20 protein-coding genes are annotated in these 20,413 nt (G+C 65.4%); 15 read left to right on the forward strand and 5 right to left on the reverse strand.

The annotated features are described in order from the left end of the window. The first annotated feature begins 110 nt into the window (after window positions 1-110). The 7 genes from EDF56_RS08200 to EDF56_RS08230 all read left to right on the forward strand — a co-directional run bounded on the left by EDF56_RS08200 (window position 111) and on the right by EDF56_RS08230 (window position 7,891). Window positions 111-1,235 carry a glycosyltransferase 61 family protein gene (locus EDF56_RS08200; RefSeq protein ID WP_243652474.1) on the forward strand — a complete coding sequence of 375 codons (1,125 nt, stop codon included), beginning with the start codon at window positions 111-113 and terminating at the stop codon, window positions 1,233-1,235. After that, a complete protein-coding gene (locus tag EDF56_RS08205; RefSeq protein ID WP_243652475.1) occupies window positions 1,228-2,454 on the forward strand; it encodes a cell wall hydrolase in 1,227 nt (408 codons plus the stop codon). The genes EDF56_RS08200 and EDF56_RS08205 overlap by 8 nt, the downstream gene beginning before the upstream one ends. A gap of 198 nt (window positions 2,455-2,652) precedes the next feature. Next, a complete protein-coding gene (locus EDF56_RS08210; RefSeq protein WP_132386230.1) occupies window positions 2,653-3,888 on the forward strand; it encodes a DegT/DnrJ/EryC1/StrS family aminotransferase in 1,236 nt (411 codons plus the stop codon). A gap of 77 nt (window positions 3,889-3,965) precedes the next feature. Next, window positions 3,966-5,267 (forward strand): glycosyltransferase family 4 protein, encoded by a 1,302-nt coding sequence (locus EDF56_RS08215; RefSeq protein ID WP_165912137.1) that lies wholly within the window; start codon window positions 3,966-3,968, stop codon window positions 5,265-5,267. Window positions 5,268-5,300: 33 nt separating this feature from the next. Next, complete coding sequence (locus EDF56_RS08220) at window positions 5,301-6,431, forward strand: glycosyltransferase (protein WP_132386232.1); 1,131 nt, start codon at window positions 5,301-5,303, stop codon at window positions 6,429-6,431. After that, window positions 6,428-7,534: an acyltransferase gene (locus tag EDF56_RS08225; RefSeq protein WP_165912138.1), complete on the forward strand. Its 1,107-nt coding sequence runs from the start codon at window positions 6,428-6,430 to the stop codon at window positions 7,532-7,534. The genes EDF56_RS08220 and EDF56_RS08225 overlap by 4 nt, the downstream gene beginning before the upstream one ends. Window positions 7,535-7,660: 126 nt before the next feature. After that, a complete protein-coding gene (locus EDF56_RS08230) occupies window positions 7,661-7,891 on the forward strand; it encodes a hypothetical protein (RefSeq protein WP_132386234.1) in 231 nt (76 codons plus the stop codon). A 41-nt stretch (window positions 7,892-7,932) separates the two neighbouring features. Here the strand turns inward: EDF56_RS08230 and EDF56_RS08235 are convergent, their stop codons facing one another. Together EDF56_RS08235 and EDF56_RS08240 are read right to left on the reverse strand one after the other, a co-directional pair. Next, a complete protein-coding gene (locus EDF56_RS08235) occupies window positions 7,933-8,895 on the reverse strand; it encodes an alpha/beta hydrolase (RefSeq protein ID WP_132386235.1) in 963 nt (320 codons plus the stop codon). Between the two features lie 174 nt (window positions 8,896-9,069). Further along, window positions 9,070-9,396, reverse strand: coding sequence for a hypothetical protein (locus tag EDF56_RS08240; protein ID WP_132386236.1), 327 nt, complete (start codon window positions 9,394-9,396; stop codon window positions 9,070-9,072). A gap of 368 nt (window positions 9,397-9,764) precedes the next feature. Here EDF56_RS08240 and EDF56_RS08245 point away from each other — a divergent pair, with 368 nt between their 5' ends. From EDF56_RS08245 to cls, 3 genes are all read left to right on the forward strand, one after another. Then, window positions 9,765-11,672, forward strand: coding sequence for an FAD-binding monooxygenase (locus tag EDF56_RS08245; RefSeq protein WP_132386237.1), 1,908 nt, complete (start codon window positions 9,765-9,767; stop codon window positions 11,670-11,672). Between the two features lie 31 nt (window positions 11,673-11,703). After that, window positions 11,704-12,198, forward strand: coding sequence for a MarR family transcriptional regulator (locus EDF56_RS08250; protein ID WP_132386238.1), 495 nt, complete (start codon window positions 11,704-11,706; stop codon window positions 12,196-12,198). A gap of 69 nt (window positions 12,199-12,267) precedes the next feature. Further along, window positions 12,268-13,665: a cardiolipin synthase gene (cls, locus tag EDF56_RS08255; RefSeq protein WP_132386239.1), complete on the forward strand. Its 1,398-nt coding sequence runs from the start codon at window positions 12,268-12,270 to the stop codon at window positions 13,663-13,665. Here the strand turns inward: cls and EDF56_RS08260 are convergent. After that, a complete protein-coding gene (locus EDF56_RS08260; protein WP_165912139.1) occupies window positions 13,657-14,553 on the reverse strand; it encodes a LysR family transcriptional regulator in 897 nt (298 codons plus the stop codon). The genes cls and EDF56_RS08260 overlap by 9 nt on opposite strands. Before the next feature lie 114 nt (window positions 14,554-14,667). Here EDF56_RS08260 and EDF56_RS08265 point away from each other — a divergent pair, with 114 nt between their 5' ends. Next, window positions 14,668-15,450 (forward strand): SDR family NAD(P)-dependent oxidoreductase, encoded by a 783-nt coding sequence (locus tag EDF56_RS08265; protein WP_132386241.1) that lies wholly within the window; start codon window positions 14,668-14,670, stop codon window positions 15,448-15,450. A gap of 9 nt (window positions 15,451-15,459) precedes the next feature. Here EDF56_RS08265 and EDF56_RS08270 read toward each other — a convergent pair whose 3' ends face one another. Further along, a complete protein-coding gene (locus EDF56_RS08270) occupies window positions 15,460-16,761 on the reverse strand; it encodes an ATP-binding protein (protein WP_132386242.1) in 1,302 nt (433 codons plus the stop codon). A 255-nt stretch (window positions 16,762-17,016) separates the two neighbouring features. Here EDF56_RS08270 and EDF56_RS08275 point away from each other — a divergent pair, with 255 nt between their 5' ends. After that, window positions 17,017-17,484, forward strand: coding sequence for a carboxymuconolactone decarboxylase family protein (locus EDF56_RS08275; protein WP_132386243.1), 468 nt, complete (start codon window positions 17,017-17,019; stop codon window positions 17,482-17,484). A gap of 8 nt (window positions 17,485-17,492) precedes the next feature. Then, on the forward strand, window positions 17,493-17,912 hold the full coding sequence (locus tag EDF56_RS08280; RefSeq protein WP_132386244.1) for an Ohr family peroxiredoxin: 420 nt from the start codon (window positions 17,493-17,495) through the stop codon (window positions 17,910-17,912). Here the strand turns inward: EDF56_RS08280 and EDF56_RS08285 are convergent, their stop codons facing one another. After that, window positions 17,913-18,836: a LysR family transcriptional regulator gene (locus tag EDF56_RS08285; protein WP_132386245.1), complete on the reverse strand. Its 924-nt coding sequence runs from the start codon at window positions 18,834-18,836 to the stop codon at window positions 17,913-17,915. A 205-nt stretch (window positions 18,837-19,041) separates the two neighbouring features. Here EDF56_RS08285 and EDF56_RS08290 point away from each other — a divergent pair, with 205 nt between their 5' ends. Together EDF56_RS08290 and bdcA are read left to right on the forward strand one after the other, a co-directional pair. Beyond that, window positions 19,042-19,671 carry an FMN-dependent NADH-azoreductase gene (locus EDF56_RS08290; protein ID WP_132386246.1) on the forward strand — a complete coding sequence of 210 codons (630 nt, stop codon included), beginning with the start codon at window positions 19,042-19,044 and terminating at the stop codon, window positions 19,669-19,671. Between the two features lie 25 nt (window positions 19,672-19,696). After that, on the forward strand, window positions 19,697-20,410 hold the full coding sequence (bdcA, locus tag EDF56_RS08295) for an SDR family oxidoreductase (RefSeq protein WP_132386247.1): 714 nt from the start codon (window positions 19,697-19,699) through the stop codon (window positions 20,408-20,410). Window positions 20,411-20,413: the final 3 nt, after the last annotated feature.

The following is a 20,413-nucleotide window of genomic DNA, read 5'->3' on the forward strand; positions in this document are numbered from 1 at the left end:
ATGAGACCCTTCGGGGATGAGTGGAGACTTGCCTTGACGGTCCTGCCCGCCTCGCGAAACCGCGGACAGGGATCCTGCCGGTTCAGCCGACAAGCCGCCGTGGTGCGCCCGTGAACGACGCTTCCCACACGGCCTTCTCGCCCACCACCGACAGGCCCTTCACACCGGCGACCTCCCGGCGCACGCTGTCATGGCGGCCCGCGCGCAGGCTGCTCGACCGGTTGCTCGGCAATGGCCAGCCTGACATTACCAAGGCCGCGTTCGAACGCTGGCAGATCGCCCCCCGCAGCTGCATCGAAGTGCGCAGCGCGAAAGTCCTGCCCGGCCAGCTGGAGCGGATTTCCGGCGCCGAGGTCGGCACCGTCAAGGAAGCGATGCGCCACTTCAAGGGCGGCTTCGATGTGATCGCGGCGCCGACCATGGGCTATTGCATCAGGGATGTGCTGCTCCACAACGGCGTGCTCCATGCGCGTGGTGCCATTCGCCGGCTTCGCCCCGGCACGCGCTTCGCCCCGCTTGCATTTGCCCCGCATGAGATGGGCCGCCTTGCCCTCTACGAAAGCGGGCCGGGCAATCTCCGCTTTGGCTCCTGGCTGGGCGACGATTGCCTGACCTACCGGCTTGCCGAAGATGCGGGGGTGCCTTTCACGACTGCACTGTCATCGACGGGCAAATTCGGCCGCCACATGTTCGAATACGAAAGCGCGCTCGGGATGCTTCCCGCCAGAGCCGCCGCGATCCACTGCAACGAACTCGTGCTGTTCGATGACGAGACCGATAACGAACACAAACGCGCCCGGGCCGACGAGATGCGGTGGCGGCTTGTGCGCCGCCCGGTAGAGCGCCATCCCGGCGTCTTCCTCCTGCAGGAGCGCGCGAACCGGGCTGGGCCCCACGCGCTGCTCAACGAACTGAACATCGCCGAGCATCTCGCGGTGCGGCATGGCTTCCGCGTGCTCGACCCGAGCCGGGTGGATATTGCCCAGATCGCCCGCGCCTGTGGCGGTGCCGAAGTGATTGCCGGAGTCGAGGGCGATCATCTCGTTCACGGGCTGCTGATGATGCCCGCCGATGCCCGCGCGCTGGTGATCCAGCCGCAGACGGGCGTGAATTCCACACTGAAGCGGCTCACCGACCGGCAGGGGCAGGACTATGCGCTGGTCGTCGCGAAAGGAGCCAACAATGGCTTTATTGCCGACATCGACGATGTCGAGCGGACGCTCGATCTTGTCTGACCCTTTGCAGAGCATCGATGGCCGCAGCACCGGCCGCTGGCGGGACGGTTTCCACGCCGTGGTTCGGGCGCGCGCCATGCTCCTTGGCGCCGTCATGGCGCTGGCTCCCGGCGCCACGGTTCCGGTGGCCGGGCTTGCTTTCCAGCCGGCCTCGCCCGCTGCGGCACTGCTGACGAAAACCCGCGCGGTCCCCGCGCTGACCATGTCCACAGCCGGCTTGCCGCCCCCTGCAACCGACGCCCAGGCGCAACTCGCACGAACCGTGAATGCCGCGATTCCATTGGCACAGGGCGCCTTGTTCCCGGCTCAGCCGTTCTATCTCGACAGCTCGTTCGCGGACCGTTCGCGCGCGCTCGATTGCCTTGCAGCGGCTGACTTCTACGAGGCCGGAGGAGATCCTTCGGACCAGCGGGCGGTGGCGCAAGTGGTGCTCAACCGGGTACGCCACGCCGCGTTCCCGTCCACGATCTGCGGCGTCGTATTCGAAGGCGCCGACCGTCCGACAGGCTGCCAGTTCACCTTTACCTGCGACGGCTCACTGTTCCGAAGGCGGCCCACTCCCGCCGCCTGGCAGGACGCGCGGCGCGTAGCGGCCGAGATGTTGCTGGGGCGGGTGGAGGCCACCGTCGGGCAGGCCACGCACTATCACACCGACTGGGTGAGCCCGGTCTGGGACCGCACGATGGACAAGCTGGCGGTGGTCAAGACCCACCTCTTCTTCCGCTGGCACGGCGCGAGCGGCGCCCCCACTTTCGGCAAGCACTATGCCGGAAGCGAACCGCGCATCGCGCTGCTGGCGCCGCTGTCTCAGGCACACGCGGTCGATGGCCCGCTTGACGGAGGACAGCCGGCTTCCGCATCCGCACTGACCGCAGTTGCCACGGCTGGAGTACCCTCGCCGCTCGCTTCGGTTCCACAAGCTCCGGCCCCATCGTTGCAGGATCAGGGCATTTTCCTTGTCACGCTTCCCGCCGGTGCCTCCCCCGACAGTTTCCGGCGCATTGCCGAGCAGCGCTGCGCGGGATTTGCCGACTGCCGCTTCGTCGGCTGGACCGACTCTTCCCGCCGCGCCAACACGTTGCCGCTGCCCGGCAATTCGGTGGACGCCATCTCCTTTACATTCGTACGACACTCAAATGACAAGGCCGTGCGGGTGCAGTGGAATTGCAGCGAGTTTCCCCGGGTAAACACGGATGAATGCCTGCAACGCGCCACTTGAGCGCGTTTGCGGCACTTCAAAGTTTGCATCTTGATATATCTTAAGGCGCTTTACCGGAGCCGACGACCGCTCCCGGAACCTAAGCACCGCGCGCGGGAATCCAGCCTCCCTGAAAACCTGTACTGGCAATGCAGACTGACGCCGACGGGCACCGCGCGATAGTCTCTTTCCATGTTCCGTTCATAGATGGGGGCGGCAATGGAATTGCAGAAAGCCACTACTGGCGAGCCCCTTTCGCTTAGCGAATATGAGGCTGAAGACACCGGCAGCGCTGTTGCCGAGCGGACCGTCGTCAAGAAACGACGGGCCCCACCGGTCGATCTGGACGACGCGCCGGTAACGCGCCCGTTCCTGCCCCCGCTCAGCGAGTTCTTGCCCTATCTCGAAGGGATCTGGGCCAATCGCTGGCTGACCAATGCCGGGCCGTTCCACCAGCAGTTCGAGGAAGAACTGGCCGCCTATCTCGGCGTCGAGCATGTCGCCTTGACCTCGAACGGGACGGCGGCGCTGGAACTCGTGCTCCGGGCGCTCGACCTGAAGGGCGAGGTCATCACCACGCCTTTCACGTTCGTCGCCACCACCCATGCGATCCAGTCGTGCAACTTGCGGCCGGTCTTCGTGGATATCGACCCCAAAACGGGCAATCTCGATCCCGAATTGATCGAGCAGGCCATCACCAGCGAGACGTGCGCCATCCTGCCGGTGCATTGCTTCGGCCACCCTTGCGGGACCGAGCGCATTGCCGAGATCGCGGCGGCCCACGGCCTGAAGACGCTCTACGACGGCGCCCATGCCTTCAACGTCCGCCGCGACGGGAAGAGCCTGTTGACGGCGGGTGACGCCACCTGCCTCAGCTTCCACGCCACCAAGGTCTTCAACACGTTTGAAGGCGGCGCGATCATTTGCGATGCGCCCCTGAAGGCGCGGATCGCGCAACTGCGCAATTTCGGGTTCTCCAATGCAACCTCGGTCGACGCGGTTGGCACCAATGCCAAGATGAGCGAGTTCCAGGCCGCGTTCGGCCTGCTCCAGCTCAAGTATGCCGATGAAGTGATCGCCCGGCGCGGCGCGATCTCGGCGCGCTACACGGCGGGCATCCGGGAGATCGCAGGCATTGACCTGTTCCAGCCCGAACCCGGCTGGCAGCTCAACCATTCCTATTACCCGATGCTGCTTGCGGACCATCTAGCGGACCGCCGCGAAGAGCTTTGTGAGCGCCTGCGGGCCAGGGGCATCCATGCGCGGGCCTATTTCTGGCCGCTGGTGAGCGATCATTCGGTCTACCGCGACTTGCCGTCCGCCCGCGCGGACATGCCGGTCGCCCGCAGCTTTGCCCGTAGGATCCTGTGCCTGCCGCTCTATCCCGACCTTGCCCCGCGCCATATCGAAACGGCGATCGGCATCATCCGGGATTTCTGCGCGAGCGACGCCTGAGGAAGGACCGAACGGATGTTAACGGAATGACCGTGCAGTTGCCCTCCCCTCAATTCCCGCAGCCCGGCCGGGGGGATGTGAGGACTCCGTCAGAGCCGGAAGCCCCGAAGCTCAACATTCTGCTGATCGCCGAGAACGTATCGCGCAATCTCAGCGGCGAAACGATCCTGCCCTATTACTACCTCCAGCACTTCCTTGCGCTGGGGCACGATGTCAGAATCATTTGCCACGAGCGCGTTCGCGAACAACTTGCGGAAGACCTAGACCCGGCGATGTTCGCGCGGTTTTCCTTCGTCGGTGATCACTTCCTGCAACGCATCCTGTTCCGCATCGGCCGGATCTTTCCGCACCGCGTGGAGGATCTCGTCTTCAACCAGCTGATCCACCTGATTACCCAGCAGCGCATCCGGCGGATGGCGCGAGAGCGGGTGGCGCAAGGCACTGTCGACGTGGTTTTCGAGCCCGCGCCGATTGCGGCCCGGGCCGTCAGTTTCATGTACGATCTGGGCGCTCCGGTGGTGATCGGGCCGATGAGCGGCGGCATGGACCTGCCGCCCGCCTTCCGGCACATGGACGGCCCGCTGGTGCGCATGGCGATCTCCGGCACGCGCAGCGCCACGGGGCTGCTCCACCGGCTGATCCCGGGCAAGCGCAAGGCGGCCGTGCTGTTGGTCGCCAACGAGCAGACGCGGGCGGCCCTGCCGAGCGGTGTCTCCGGACAGATCCGCGAAGTGATGGAAAGCGCGGTCGACCTCGGCCGCTGGCAGCAGCGCGGCGCCGATCCCGCGCTGGGCGGCAAGATGTCCTTCATCTTCTGCGGCCGGTTCGTGGACTGGAAAGGCATCTCCTACCTCGTGCGCGCTTTCGCGCCGCTGGCCCGCGCCGGCGGGGTCCGCCTGGATCTTGTCGGCGACGGAGAGCTTTACGGCGAGATCGAGGAACTGGTGCGTGCGGAAGGCCTTGCCGACAGCGTGGTGATGCATGGCCGCGTCCCGCTGGAACGCTACATGGAACTGCTGCTGGACGCCGGCGCCTTCGTATCGCCCTCGCTGCGGGAATGCGGTGGCATCGCGATGATGGAGGCCATGGCCATTGGCGTTCCCGTAATCGCCGCCGACTGGGGCGGCGCCGCCCAATATGCAAGCCGCGACTGCGCGATCCTGGTGCCGCCTTCGTCGAAGAGCGACTTCGTGGACGGGCTGACCGCCGCCATGCGTCAGCTTGCCAATTCACCCGAACTGCGCCGCGATCTTGGCCATGCCGGCCGCCGTCACCTCGAACGCGAAGGGCACGACTGGGCGGTGAAGGCACGTACGATCGCAGGGATATTGCAGGATGTTTCCCAACCGCACCGCGCCGCGCCGGTCATGGCCGAATAGCGCCGTCACACAGGATCTTGCGAAAGCCAGCCCATGGAACAGACCGACAGACCAGACATCGTCTTCTACGCGCGGCAGCTCTATAACGGAGGTGTCGACCGGGTGGTGTTCAACCTTGCCGAGGAGTTCCTGGCGCGCGGCATCCACCCGGTGATCCTGGTCGATCTCGACAATCCGTGGTCGCCGTTCCGCAACCTCATTCCCGAGGGCGTGACGTACGAAGTGCTCGACGCAAAGGGCCCCATCGCGCGGGTGACCAAGCTGCGCGCCTACTTGCGCCGGACCCGGCCGCAGGCGGTGATGTGCACGGGCTTCGGCTTCCCCAACCTCGTCGCCATTCTGGTGCGGTGGATCGCGGGCTTCCACTTCCGCCTGATGCTGACCGAGCATTGCTTCCCCTCGGTCGATCTTGACGAGGCACGGCCCTGGCAATCGCGGTACTGGTTCTTCCGGCTGGCCCACCTGTTCTATCCGCGCGCGGATACCATCGTCGCGGTGTCCAAGGGCACGGCGCTGGATCTTGCCAAAGTGATCGACATCGATCCGGGCACGATCACCTGTATCTACAACCCTATCGTCAGCGACGGCCTGATCGAATCCGGTCAGGCACCGGTCGACCATCCGTGGTTCCGCGATCCCGACGTGCCGATCGTCATGGGCGTGGGCCGCCTTGAGCACCAGAAGGATTTCGGCACGCTCATCACCGCCTTCGCGAAAGTCCGCAAGCAGATGCGCTGCCGCCTCATCATCCTGGGCGACGGTTCGGAGCGCCCGATGCTGACCGATCTGGTCAATCGCCTCGGCCTCTCGGAAGACGTGTCGATGCCCGGCTTCGCGCCCAATCCCCATGCCTATACCGCCAAGGCCAGCCTTTTCGTGCTGTCCTCGCGGTTCGAGAGCCTGGCCAACGTGGTGATCGAAGCGATGGCGCTGGGCACGCCCGTAATCGCCACCGACTGCCCTTCCGGCCCTGCCGAAGCGCTGGACCATGGCCGCTTCGGCAAGCTGGTGAACGTGGAAGACCCGGACATGCTGGCGGACGCCATGCTCGATGTGCTGAACAAGCGCCCCGCGCCGGTACCGACCAGTTGGCTGGAGCAGTTCACCACCCGGGTTTCGGCCAATCGCTATCTTGAGTTGCTGACACCCGCGCCCGGATGTTGACGGTCCAGAGCCACGCCAAGCTTGCCCAGCTGACCTCGCTGCGTTTCTTCGCGGCGCTGCTGGTTCTGCTTTCGCATCTGGTGTTCTTCGAACAGAGCCGCAGCCCTGCCTTGCGGGGCCTTTATGAGGTGTTCCTGCGGCAAGGCGCCTGCGGCGTCACCTTTTTCTTCATCCTCTCCGGCTTCATCCTGACCCACGCCTATGAGCGCGCGCTGAAAACCGGCGAGGTTTCGGTGGCGACTTACCTCTATCGGCGTCTGGCGAGGATCTTTCCGCTCCATCTGGCGGTCGGACTGGCGTTTATCGGCTATCTGGTGCTGAAGAATGACTTGCCGCCCACACCCGCGATCTGGCTCAACCTCGCGCTGCTGCACAGCTGGTTTCCCGAGCCGCTGATCCACTATTCATTGAACGGCCCTTCCTGGACACTGTCCAATGAGCTGTTCTTCTACACGCTGTTTCCCTGGCTGGTGAAGATGAGCCCCAAGACGATGCGGAGCGTCTTCATCGGCGGCATCGCCGTGATCGCGGCAGGCGCCAGCTTCGCGGCGATGCGGGTCCACGGTTACTCGCCTTTCGTCGACTGGCTGTTCTACGTCTTCCCCTTGACCCGTCTGTTCGAATTCCTCGCGGGCATCCTGCTCTACCGCGCATGGCAGCAAGGCATGGGAAGACGCTGGGCAACCGGCCCGACCGAGGCCCTACTGGTTGCGACGGTGCTGGCCACGATGTTCGCGGTCGATTGGTTCTCGGTGCCGCTGGCGTTCCGGTACCAGCTCGTGTTCGTGCCGCCGATGGCGGCGCTGATTCTGATATTCGCGCATGGCCGGGGGGCTCTGTCCGGCATGTTGCACAATCCCGTGCTGCAACTTCTGGGCGAGGCATCGTTCGCGCTCTACCTCGTGCATCGGCCGCTCATGACGTTCATGGAGCGCTGGGCCAGCGGCACTGCGGCGGGCGATCTGGCACTGGCCTCGGCGATGCTGCTGCTGGCGCTGACGGCCGCGATCCTGACGTACCTCCTGTTCGACCGTCCCGTGGAGCGCTGGCTCCGGCGCCGCAGCAAGAGCGCGGTCGGGCGCGATCCCCTCGCCGCCCAATAGTTGAGCCGCGCGAGACACTCGGTCTGCCGCTTGCCGTGCCCAGCGGCCATTGACGATTCCCCCACCGCCCCTAAAGCATCAGGCATTGCATTTGCTCTGATCCGCGCAAGGAGCGCAAATCCGTCGATGTTCGACCTCCAGTTCTCGACCTCGCCCGGGTCGGATCCCATCCACCAGAAGATCGATGCCGGCGACGAAGCCGCCGCCCATGCCGCCGCCAAGCGCGTCATCGCACAGGCGCTGGGCAAGCCCGACGCTTTCGTGCACCTTGACGGAACGGGCACTTTTCGGGCGGGTGCCGGATACTGGAGCCGGTCCGGCCGCTTCTCGATCACGCCGAGCCGGGCAACCCGCTGAGGACCCCAAGGCGCAGCGCATCCGCGCAGCGCCTTGTAAATTCACCCCTGCGCAAAAGCCCGTCCCAAGGCTGCCATGCGCAGGCGGACAAGCTCGGCCACTTGCGGGGCGTTCTGGGCAACGCCGAAGCCATGATAGGCACCCGGAATCACGTGCAGTTCCACGGGCGTTCCCACCCGCATCAGTCTGCGGGCGAATTCCATGTCTTCTTCCAGAAATAGATCCAGCGCGCCCACCGAAATGAAGGTGGATGGCAATCCGGTCAGGTCTTTCGTTCTGGCGGGAACGGCGGCTTCCGGCACGTCATCGCCGCCGGCTTCGCGGCCCAGCATAGCCGACCATCCGAAGTGGTTTTTCTGCGGCGTCCAGACGAATTCGCCGCAATAGGGATTGAGATCGTTTCCGGCGACCGTGCGGTCGTCCAGCATGGGGGCGTCGAGCAGCAGGAAGCGAATCGCCGGCCCGTTTTCATTGCGGGCGTGAATGGCCAGCGCAGCGGCATGGCCGCCGCCCGCGCTTTCGCCTGAAACCGCGATACGGTCCCTGTCGATTCCGAATTCGTCCGCATTGTCGGCCAGCCAGCGGAGCGCGACGTAGCAATCCTCCAGCGCGCCGGGCCAGACCGTTTCCGGCGCGAGGCGATAGTCCACCGATACGACCACGCAGCCCGTCGCCAGCGCCGTGGAGCGGTTGGAGATGTCGCTCATGTCGGCATCGCCCAACACATAGCCGCCGCCATGAATGTGCAGCATGGCCGGGCGCAAGGCCTTGTCCGTCTGGGGAGGATCGTAACGAAGCACCCTCACGTCCGGTGCATCGCTTCCGCTCGGGATGCGATGCTCGCTTCGCGAAACGACGGCCAGCTTTTCCGGCAGCGGCGGCATTTCCCGCGAGGCGAAAGGTTGGCGAAACTGCGCCATGCCCGCGCCGAAATCGACGTCGGGCATCACATCGAGCCCGATCAGGAGTTCAGGCGCCACCAGCTTCCGGCTGCTCTCATGCATCGTCGATTGACCTCAATTGTCCTGTCGTCCGCGTCTGATGGCCCGCCCCGTTGCCGGTGCCAACCAAGATCGGCCGCCAGCGGGCAGGCATCGCACCACCGGCGAACACCGCAATCACGCTCTGTTTGCCGCATTGTCCGGCCGCCGGCATCATGTCCGGCGACCGGATTGTATTCACTTCTTGGCGGGCAGTTTCGAAAGGTCGGTCTGAACTTTCGACAGCGCCTCGTCGGTGATCTTGTCAGGTGCGTACTGCTGGACGGTCTTCAACGACATCGAACGGGCCATGTCGATCTGCGGGTTCGTGGAAAGACCGGGCAGGTACTTGTCGATGATCGCCTTGGCGGCGGGATCGTCAAGCAGGGTGCCGATATTCGTTTCGGTCACGGTATAGCCCGCAGTGGCAGAGGGCGTGGCGGCCACAGGCGCCGCTGCCTGTGCTTCGGCGGCCATCGGAGCGAAAGCAACTGCCAGGCCAAGAGCCATTCCAACAAGCTTCATCAATACGTCCTCCATTATCGTGACCCCACAATCGGCATCACGCAATTCAACCGGCCGGCACGGCCCGCCGCACTTCGGCGCGCCAGCATTCAACTTTGCCGGGAACCACGCAATATGTGATTTTCATGACAATTCAGCGTGCTTGATCGATATCAATGGCCGCGCGGCGACATGCTTTCGCGATCCGCTGCAAGCTTTCACCCCGCACAATTCCGGCGAACAGCGACAAAAATAGTTCCTCATGGCTGCCGTCGCTTACCGCGCGCAGCCCTCATCCGCGTTGACCGCTAAATTTATGTCGTATACTACATATATCGACTCAAAGGCGGCTTTCTCCCAATGAGACCGTCATGCAAGCGAGGATGCACATGCAGTTTCATTTGAACGGATTCCGCACCGGCGATCCCGAAATCCATCCGGCCGCCGCTCGCGCCACGGTATCGGACGAAGTCGATGTGTTGATCGTCGGCTGCGGCCCCGCCGGTCTGACGCTGGCCGCCCAACTCGCCCGTTTCCCCGCGATCCGCACCCGCATCGTCGAGCGCAAGCCGGGCCCGCTGGAGCTGGGTCAGGCTGACGGCATCGCCTGCCGCACGATGGAAATGTTCAACGCCTTCGGCTTTGCAGACCGCGTGGCTCGGGAAGCCTATTGGGTCAACGAGACCACGTTCTGGAAGCCCGACGAGACCGAGGCTCGCAACATCGCCCGCCACGGCCGCATCCGCGACACCGAGGAAGGGCTCTCCGAATTCCCGCACGTCATCCTCAATCAGGCGCGCGTCCATGACTTCTATCTTGAAGCCATGCGCAATTCGCCGAGCCGGCTGGTGCCGGACTACGGGACGGAAATCGTCGATCTGACCGTTCCGGAAGACCCTGAGGCGCCCGTCTTGGTCCGCCTCCACCCGGTCGGCACCGAAGGCGAGGAGGGAATCGAGGTGATCCGCGCCCGCTACGTCGTCGGCTGCGACGGCGCGCGCAGCCGGGTTCGCCAGGCGATCGGACTTGGCCTCACCGGCGAATCCGCCAATCAGGCCTGGGGCGTAATGGACGTGCTTGCCTACAGCGATTTCCCCGACATCCGCCTCAAGAGCGCGATCCACTCGGCCAACGAGGGCAATATTCTCATCATCCCGCGCGAGGGCGGCTACCTCGTGCGCCTCTATATCGAGCTAGACAAACTGGGCGCGGACGAGCGCGTCTCGGCCAAGAACATCACGCAGGACCAGCTTGTCGCGGCAGCGCAGCGCATCCTTCATCCTTATGTGCTGGATGTGAAGCAGGTGGCGTGGTGGTCCGTCTACGAGATCGGCCAGCGCCTCTGCGACAAGTTCGACGATGTGCCCGCAGGCGAAGAAACCACGCGCTTTCCCCGCGTCTTCATCGCGGGCGACGCCTGCCATACCCACAGCCCGAAGGCAGGTCAGGGCATGAACGTGTCCATGCAGGACACCTTCAACCTCGGCTGGAAGCTTGCCGCCGTGCTGGGCGATAGGGCCGGGCCGGAACTGCTGCACAGCTATTCAGCCGAGCGGCAGGCCATCGCCAAGGAACTGATCGACTTCGACCGCGAATTCGCCGCCATGTTCAGCGCCAAGCCAAAGACGGACGAGACCGGGGACGGCGTCGATCCCGCCGCGTTCCAGCGCTACTTCGTCAAGCAGGGCCGCTTTACCGCGGGCACCGCCACGCAGTATCGCCCCTCCGCACTGACCGGCAGCGGCGAGTATCAGGCCCTTGCCGAAGGGTTCGGGATCGGCATGCGTTTCCATTCTGCGCCTGTCGTGCGACTGGCCGATGCCAAGCCCATGCAGCTCGGCCATGTCGCCGAGGCAGACGGACGCTGGCGGATCTATCTCTTCGCGGGCAAGGACGGCCTCGCGCCGGGTTCGCGCCCGGAATCCCACATTGCCGAACTCTGTCGCTTCCTTGAAAGCGATCCGGCCTCTCCCTTGGTGCGCCACACTACGGCGGGCGCGGACAGCGATGCGGTTATCGACGTCCGCGCGATATTCCAGCAGGCGCACCAGTCGCTGTCGATGGACGATCTTCCGGGTCTGCTCTGGCCCCGCAAGGGTGAACTGGGGCTGCGCGATTACGAAAAGGCGTTCTGCGTCGACGCTGGAGCGGGCGATATCTACGATATGCGCGGGGTCGATCGCGAACGGGGCTGCGTGGTCGTCGTCCGCCCGGACCAGTACATCGGACAAGTGCTGCCGCTGGACGCCCGAGACGAACTGGCAGCCTACTTCGCGGCGATCCTTCGGCGGGCTTGAGGAAGGCGGCAAAATCGCGCTAGGTGCCGGCATGAGCAACCGCGACCTCGAAACTTTGCCCGGCCACCTGATCCGCCGTCTCCAGCAGATCTCGGTTGCCCTTTTCGGCAGCCGCATGGCCGAAGCGGACATCGACGTGACGGCAGTGCAGTTCGCCGCGCTGATAACCTTGCGCGATCATCCCGGGCTGGGCCAGCAGACGCTGGCGGGGATGATCGCCTATGACCGCGTGACGATCGGCGGGGTGATCGACCGGCTGGTCCAGAAGGGCCTTGTCGTGCGCGAGATCAGCCCGACCGACCGGCGCGCCCGCGTCCTTGCGCTTACGCCTGCGGGCCAGGACGTGCTGGAGCGCGCCAATCCGTGGATCGAGCGGGTGCAGGAAGACATTCTCGCCGGTCTCTCGCCCGAAGAGCAGGAGACCTTCGTTGCCCTGCTCTCCAAGCTGACGCGCGCCGGAAACGAACTCAGCCGGGCACCGCTGCGCGCTGTCGACAGCGGAAAACTGCCCGCGCTGGAGGATTGATACGGGCCGAATCCGGCCTTCCTATCTCAAGGCTGGCCATGGCGCGCGCGGCTCGATACCTTGGTCCGCATGTTCGACGCCTCGCGGCTTGCGCTGACTTACCTCTTGATCGAATGGGTCATTCGCCTGGCCATGGTGGTGATCCTGCCGATGCGCCGCTCGCCCGAAGCTGCGCGCAGTTGGCTGCTCTTCGTGCTGTTCCTGCCGGTCCCGGCGCTCATCCTCTATCGTTTCATTGGTCGGGCGCAGTTCCCGGCGTGGCGACAGGCCCGCTTCGCCGACGATCAGCCCTTCCGGCAGCAGGTCGCCCGGGACCTCGCGGCCGATGGCACCGAACAGTCCGAGATCCAGCAACTGGCCGAAACGCTCGGCGGATTTCCGGCCTGTGCCGGTAATTCCGCCCGGCTGCTGAGCAACTATGACGGCACTATCGCCGCAATGATCGAGGCGATCGATGCCGCCACGATCCGCATACGTCTCCAGACCTACATTTTCGCCGACGACCGCACCGGAAAGGCCGTGGTGGAGGCTCTCGCACGGGCGCGCGAGCGCGGCGTTCCGGTGCATGTGCTGGTCGATGCGCTGGGGTCCCGCCCATGGGCCAAGCGCAGCATGGCCCTGCTCCGGCAAGCGGGGGTAGAGGCCCGCCTCGTCCTGCCGGTACGCTTCGCGCCCTTGCGCCGCGCGCGCACGGACTTGCGCAATCACCGCAAGCTCTGCCTTGTCGATGGCCGGATCGTCTTCGTCGGATCCCAGAACATCGTGAACCGCGACTTCAAGCCGGGAATCGTCAACGATGAACTGGTCGCGCGCGTCGAAGGGCCGGTGGTGGCGGCCTTCGATGCCATGTTCGCCAGCGACTGGTACCTCGAAACCGGTGAGCGGCTCGACGCGCTGCCGATCCCTGCCCCTCCGGGCAGTTCGGTGCATCAGGCCATGCCGAGCGGCCCGGATTTCGGCACGACCGGCTACGAGCGTCTGCTCGTCGAGCTGGTCCACCGGGCGCGGCGCGAAGTCACCATCGTCTCGCCCTACCTGATCCCCGATCAGGCGCTGATTACGGCGGTCAAGAACGCGGCTGCCCGGTCGGTCTCGGTGAACCTTGTCGTCTCGCAAGTCGTCGACCAGCGCCTCGTCAGCTATGCCCAGCGTTCCTACTATCAGGAGCTGCTGGAGGCCGGCGCGCGCCTCCATGGCTATCGCCGCCATCTGCTGCACGCCAAGTCGGTGGCCATTGACGACACAATCGCCGTGGTCGGATCGAGCAATGTCGACATGCGCTCGTTCGCACTCAATGCCGAGATCAGCCTTATTCTGCACGGGGCCGACGCCGTCGCCCCGATGCTCGAAATCCTGCGCGGGTATTTGGAGTGCAGCGACGAACTGACCCTGCCCGAATGGCGCGCCCGGCCGCAGACTTCCCGCCTTCTGGAAAATCTGGCGCGGCTTGTCAGTCCGCTACTTTAGGAACCGTTCGCTCGCGATAGCAGTCACGGCGTCCTGCAACCTGTCGAAATCGCCCTTGCGCGCGCGCCGATGCCGCCGGAAGGCGAGGTGGATACCCACCATCAGCTCCGGCTCGACCAGTTCCCACCCCTGAAAACGGCCCTGCGCAATCGCGTCCCGACAATAGCCGTGTGGCAGGATCGCATAGCCCGCCCCCTTTTCGACGAGATCGCGAGCGAGCCGCGCAGCATCGACATGCATGCGAACATTGAGCGCCAGCCCGCGCGCCGCTGCGGCATCCTCGATGGCGCCGCCAATGCCGAGATGGTGCGACGGCACGATCAGCGGCAACGGCGCCGCATCCTCGAACCGCACGGTGCCGTTGAAAGGCGCATCGACGGGACCGATCAGCCAGAGCCGCTCTTCATGCAGCAGACGTTCCTCAATCCTGCCGTCACGGGCGGAATCCTCCAGCAGCGCAAGATCGACCACGCCGCGATTGAGCCAGTCGACCAGGCTGCCGGTCGGCCCTTCCACCATGCGCACGGCAATGTCCGGCACCCGGCGTTCCAGTTCGAGCGCCAGCGTCAGGCCGAGCATGTCGGCAAGGCCCGGCGGCAGGCCGATCACCACGGTCGAGCGGGCTTGCGGCCCCTGCCTCCGGATCGCATCGAGCGCGAGTTCCAGTTCGCGCAGCGGCGCTGCCACCGAAGTCCGCAGTTGCTCGCCGTCCTCTGTCAGCGCCATCCCGCGCGAGGAGCGCACGAAGAGCTTCACGCCCAGATCCTGTTCGAGCAGTCGCATCTGCCGCGTCAGCGCGGATTGCGCGATCCGCAGCACTCCGGCGGACCGCGTGAGCGAACCGTCTTCGGCAATCCGCAGAAAGTAGCGCAGGCGTCTGATCTCCATGGCCCTTGGGCTATCTCGGATCGAGATAGAAGTCTGCCGCATTTTGAAATGGCGGCATGGCCGCGCTTCGATATCCTCCCGGCGAACGGATAAGCGGGAGAGAATATTTTGGACATGCGCGAACGGTACGGACCATGGGCCGTTGTCGCGGGGGCATCGGAAGGAACCGGCGCCGCTTTCGCCCGCCAACTGGCGGCAGAGGGCGTCAACCTGATTCTCGTGGCCCGGCGCGAGGGCCCCCTGACCGATCTTGCCGCCGAAATCGCGCGGGACCACGGCGTCGACTGCGTCACCGGCTCGATCGATCTTGCGCTTGAGGACGCGGCGGATCGCATGGCCGATCTTGCGGACGGGCGCGAGGTGGGGCTGCTGATCCTCAATGCCGGTGCCGATTCCAACGGCGCGCTGTTCCTCGACGGCGCACTGGCCGACTGGGAAGCGCTCGTCACGCGCAATGTCATGACCACGATGCGGGCATGCCATCGCTTCGCCGGACCGATGCGCGCGCGGGGGCGGGGCGGCATCATCCTGGTCGGCTCGGGCGCGTGCTATGGCGGGCTACCGGGGATTACCGTCTATGGCGGCAGCAAGGCTTTCGATCTGGTCTTCGGCGAAGGACTCTGGGCCGAACTCAACCCCCACGGCGTGGATGTGCTGAACCTCATCATGGGGCGCACCGACACGCCCGCGCACCGCGAACTCATGGCGCGCAAGGGGCACGCCTTCCCCGACAATTGCGCCTCGTCGGAAGATGTGGCCGCGCTCGGCCTGGCGCGTCTCCCGCATGGGCCGGTGTGCAACTGGGCACTGGAGGACGAGGAAGTGGGCTATGCCGGAACCTCGGCCAGCGCCCGCCGCGCGCGTATCCAGCAGATCGCCAAGGCCATGGCCGGATAGCCGCGCCGATCAGGAATGCGGGGCGGCGGGCACTCGAATGCGCGCGACAAAGCCGCCCTGCGCCCTGTCCTCGAACGACAGCGCTCCCCCGAAGCGCATCATCAGCCGGTGCGCCGTCGGGATGCCAAGGCCGAAGCCGGGCACGTCCCGACTGCGCGCCTCGTCGATCCGGAAGAACGGGGCGAGGACGTCGGTGAAGTGGCGGGCCGGAATGCCGGCGCCCGGGTCCTCCACCTCGATGTTCCATCCATCGGCCGTCCTCAGCAGCCGCACTTGCGCCGCGCCTCCGAACCGCACCGCGTTCTCGACCAGTGCCGAGAGGGCCAGCCTGACCGGCTCGGCATAAGTCCGGGTCTTGGCATCGCCCGGACCGGAAACCTGCACGCAGTCGCCATAGGCCCCGGCCACGCCCGCGACGAGCGCGCCCAGATCGACCTCTTCAGGCTCGCTGGCGATATGCTGGGCGCGAAGGTAGCCCTGAAGCGACGCGATCAGCGCCTCCATCTCCTCAATGCTGCCGCCGAGGATGTCGGCAAGCTCCCGGTCCTCGACAAGATCGACAACAACCCGCTGGCGCGCGAGCGGCGTGCGCAGATCGTGGCTGATCGCCTCGAACGAGCGGGCCTGATCCTCGACGAGCCGGGCGATGCGCTCCTGCATCACGTTCATCGCATGGGCGAGATCGCGCAGATCCGCAGAGCCCTGCTCGTCGATCTCCACGCGCTGGCCATGGCCAATCGCATCGGCCGCGCGGGCAAGGCGCCGCAAGGGCCGCGTGAGCACGCCCAGCGCCAGAAGACCAACCGCAAGACAAGCAAGTGCGGTCAGCAACGTCAGCACGGTCGCGCGCGCCGCGACCGGCCAGGTGCCGCCGATGTCGCTGGACCGGAAGTTCAGCCACGTTCCATCGGCGAGCCGCATCGAACCCACCAGATCGCGCCTTCCCTCGGGCCCCGGTGAATAGGCGAGATGGAGATCACGGCCCGCCAGTGACGGCTCCCACCGGACGACTTCACCCGCAATCGACCGCAGCGGGCGCGCCATCTTGGCGCCGGTCACTAGCGGGCTTGTGGCAACGTGCGCGTCGAGATGGCGGGTGGACATGACCTTCACCACCTGCCCCGCGTCGATGCCATGGATGCGCTCACTGACCACCAGCAGTTCGGCAATCCGCCGTGCGTGGTCCTCGCGCAGGGTCTGGCGGTCAATCGACTGATAGAACAGCAGGCTACCGGCCAGTTGTACCAGCCCCAGTAGCAGCAGCAGGATCGCGGCCTGCGCCGGAAGGCGCGAGGAGCGTAATCGTGGCAAGGGCACCTCTCTCGGCGGGCGCCGCGGTTCCTTTGCTTGCCGCGCCTCTTGCAAGGCCTCTCATCACAAGGGGAGCGCGTCAATCTTGCAGGGGTGTCCGGCAATGATTTGACACGAGCGGAAGGCACGGACCGGCATCGATTATGCCCTTCACAGGCACCAATCAGGTGACGACGCGGTGCCTAATCGGCTTGCCCGCATTGCTCTATTCATGGCCGCATACCCCGAGTTCACGATCACGATGGAGACGTTCCCATGACCCACCGCATCGATCACAATCTCGCCGCCCCCGCCGGAATGAAGGCACTGGGCCATGTCTACGGTTATGTGATGACAAGCGGACTCGATCCCGCCTTGGTCGATCTGGTCTACTTGCGCGTCAGCCTCATCAACGGCTGCGCCTATTGCATCGACATGCATAGCCGCGACTTGCTGGCCAAGGGCGTCAGCACGGAGAAGCTGGTGCTCGTGCCCGTCTGGCGCGAGGCACGGCCCTTGTTCAGCGAGACCGAACAGGCCGCCCTTGCCTGGGCGGAAACCGTCACCCGCGTGGCCGATACGGCCGTGCCCGATGCCGAATATGAGGCCGCCGCCCGCGTCTTCGATGCCAAGCAGCTGTCCGACCTGACTATCGCGATCGGACTGATGAACACCTACAATCGCCTTGCGATCTCGTTTCGCGCCGCGCCTGCCGCCGTCGCGAAGCTGACCGGGGCGGCGTGAGAGAGCCCATGGACCCGATCTATACCGCGCAGGCCACTGTCCTTGGCGGACGTTCCGGTTGCGTTTCAAGCTGCGACGGGCGGTTGCGGGTCGATCTTTCGACCCCGGCCGCCCTTGGCGGCGACGATGGGCGCGGCACCAATCCAGAGCAGCTCTTCGCGGCCGCCTATGCCGCCTGCTTCCTCGCTACCTTGCGGATGGAAGCGCAGGAGCGCGCCGTCGCACTGGCGTCGGACAGCAATGTCACCGCGACGGTTCGACTGACCGCCGGCGATGCATCGGGGCCGGTGCTGGCCGTGTCCCTTTCGCTCGACCTGCCCGGACTCCCTCCCGAACTGGCGGAGGTACTGGCGGCGCGTGCCCACGCACGCTGCCCTTATTCGAAAGCGGTGTGCGGTAATGTCGAGGTGCGCATCGACGTGACCTGATCAGCTCTCGATACCGTGCGCCCAGGGCTGGCGCGCGAAATGCTCGCGCAGAAATTCGAGCAGGACGCGCACCCGCGCCGGGCGCGCGCGGCCGGGCGGCGTCACCAGAAAGACCGGGCCCGACGGCGGCCGCCAGTCGGGCAACAGTTCCACCAGCGAGCCTTCTTCAAGCTGCTTCCAGACGTAGAACTCGGGCAGGATCGCCAGCCCGATCCCGGCGACGAGCGCGGGTATCATGGCGATCGGGTTGTTCACCCGGTAACAGCCGTCCATTCGCAGCGCGACCGCCTCATGCCCCTCCCGTTCGAACACCCAGTCCTGCCCCCATGAAACATGGGTCGGGATCACCGCCGGATAGCGCGCCAGTTCCGAAGGGTGCGCGGGCATGCCCCGCGCTTCGAGCAGCGCCGGCGCGCCGAGCAGCGGGCGCCGGAACGAAAACAGACGGCTGGTCCTGAGGCTGGAATCCACGCCCGCGCCGACCTGTATTGCGGCATCGAACCCCTCCCCCACAAGATCGACATGGCTTTCGCGCAGCGTGAGATCGACACGCACTTCCGGGTAGGCCCTAAGGAACTCCGGCAGCGCACCGGCCAGCGCATCGGTGCCGAAGCCCGACATCGAGGCGAGCCGGATCGATCCGCGCGGCACTGCCGCTTCCTCCAGAATATCGGCCTCAATCGCCGCTCCATCCGCAAGGATGCGCATCGCGCGCTCCAGCGACAGCCGCCCCGTCTCGGTAAGCGAGAGCTTGCGCGTGGTGCGGTGGAGCAGCGTGGTCCGCATCCGCTCCTCAAGCCGGGTCACGGTCTTGGAAACGGTGGTCTTGGCAAGGCCGAGTTCTTCGGCGGCGTGACTGAACGAACCCTTTTCCGCGACTTTCGCGAAGATGGCCCATGCCTCGAAATCCGGCAGATGCGGCATGCGTGCCCCTTCACGCGATTGAACTCGGCAAGGCTAGCACAATGATCCGTCACGCGAAATCGCTCCGGGCCAGCCCTGTCTTCCAAACATAATGGACAGTGATTACGCATCAGGAAGGCAACAATCAGATGCCCATCAGCCCGCTAATCGGAATGTCGGCGGCAGGATATCTCAGGATCAACGAAACCGAACAGGGATTACCGCCATGAACATTCTGCACATCGATTCGAGCATTCTGGGCGACGCTTCCGTTACCCGCCCGCTTGGCCGCCGCCTTGTCGAAAGGCTGCTTGCCGAGAACCCCGGCGCGAATGTGACCTATCGCGATCTCGCCGCCGATCCGATCCCCCACCTGAGCGGCGCCTATCTGGCGGCCAAGAGCGGCGCGGCAACGGATGCCGACTTCACGGCTGAAATCGCGCTTGGCGATGCCGTGATCGCCGAATTCCTTGCCGCTGACGCCATCGTCATTGCCTCCCCGATGTACAACTTCAGCATTTCCAGCCAGCTCAAGGCCTGGATCGACCGCGTGTGCCAGGCCGGCGTGACGTTCGGCTACACGGCGCAAGGCCCTGTGGGACTGGTCGCGGACAAGCCGGTCTACCTCGTTACCGGACGCGGCAGCGCCTTCGTCCCCGGATCGCCGGTTGACGGCATGGATTTCCAGACGCCCTATCTCAAGGCCGTGCTCGGCTTCGTGGGCATCACGGATGTTACCGTGGTCCACGCCGAAGGGCTGGCCCTCTCTCCCGATGCCCGCGGCACTGTCGTCGCCGCTGCCGAGGCCGCTATCGATACTCTCCCTCTCCCCGCGCAAGCGCTCGAACTTGCCTGATCTCCATTCGAAAGGAACCGAACTCATGACTCGCTTCACCAACAAGAAAGCCCTCGTCATCGGCGGTAGCCGCGGTATCGGTGCCGCTGTCGTCAGGAGACTGGCCGAGGAAGGCGCCTCCGTCACCTTCACCTACGCCGGTTCGAAGGACGCAGCCGAAGCCCTTGCCACAGAGACCGGCGCGACCGCCGTGCGCTCCGACGCAGCGGATCGCGACGCGGTGATCGCTACCGTGCGTGAAGCCGGGCCACTCGACGTGCTGGTCGTCAGCGCAGGCGTGCTGGTTATCGGCGATGCGCTCGAACTCGATCCCGACGCCATCGACCGGATGATCGACGTGAACGTGCGTGCGCCCTACTTCGCCTCGGTCGAAGCGGCGCGCACAATGCCCGAAGGCGGCCGGATCGTGGTGATCGGCTCCACCAACGGCGACCGCATGCCTTTCGCGGGCGGAGCGGCCTATGCGCTCACCAAGTCGGCCATGCAGGGCATGGCGCGCGGCCTTGCCCGCGATCTTGGCCCGCGCGGCATCACCGTCAACGTGGTGCAGCCCGGCCCGGTCGATACCGATATGAACCCGGCGAACGGGCCGATGGCGGACGGCATGCACAGCTTCATGGCGATTGCCCGCCACGGCCAGCCCGATGAAGTCGCCAGCCTCGTCGCCTGGCTGGCGAGCGCGGAAGCCGGCTTCGTTACCGCCGGTCTCTACGCCATCGACGGCGGCTTCGCCGCCTGATCC

This window comes from Novosphingobium sp. PhB165, assembly GCF_004341845.1.
In the GTDB taxonomy this organism is placed as follows: domain Bacteria; phylum Pseudomonadota; class Alphaproteobacteria; order Sphingomonadales; family Sphingomonadaceae; genus Novosphingobium.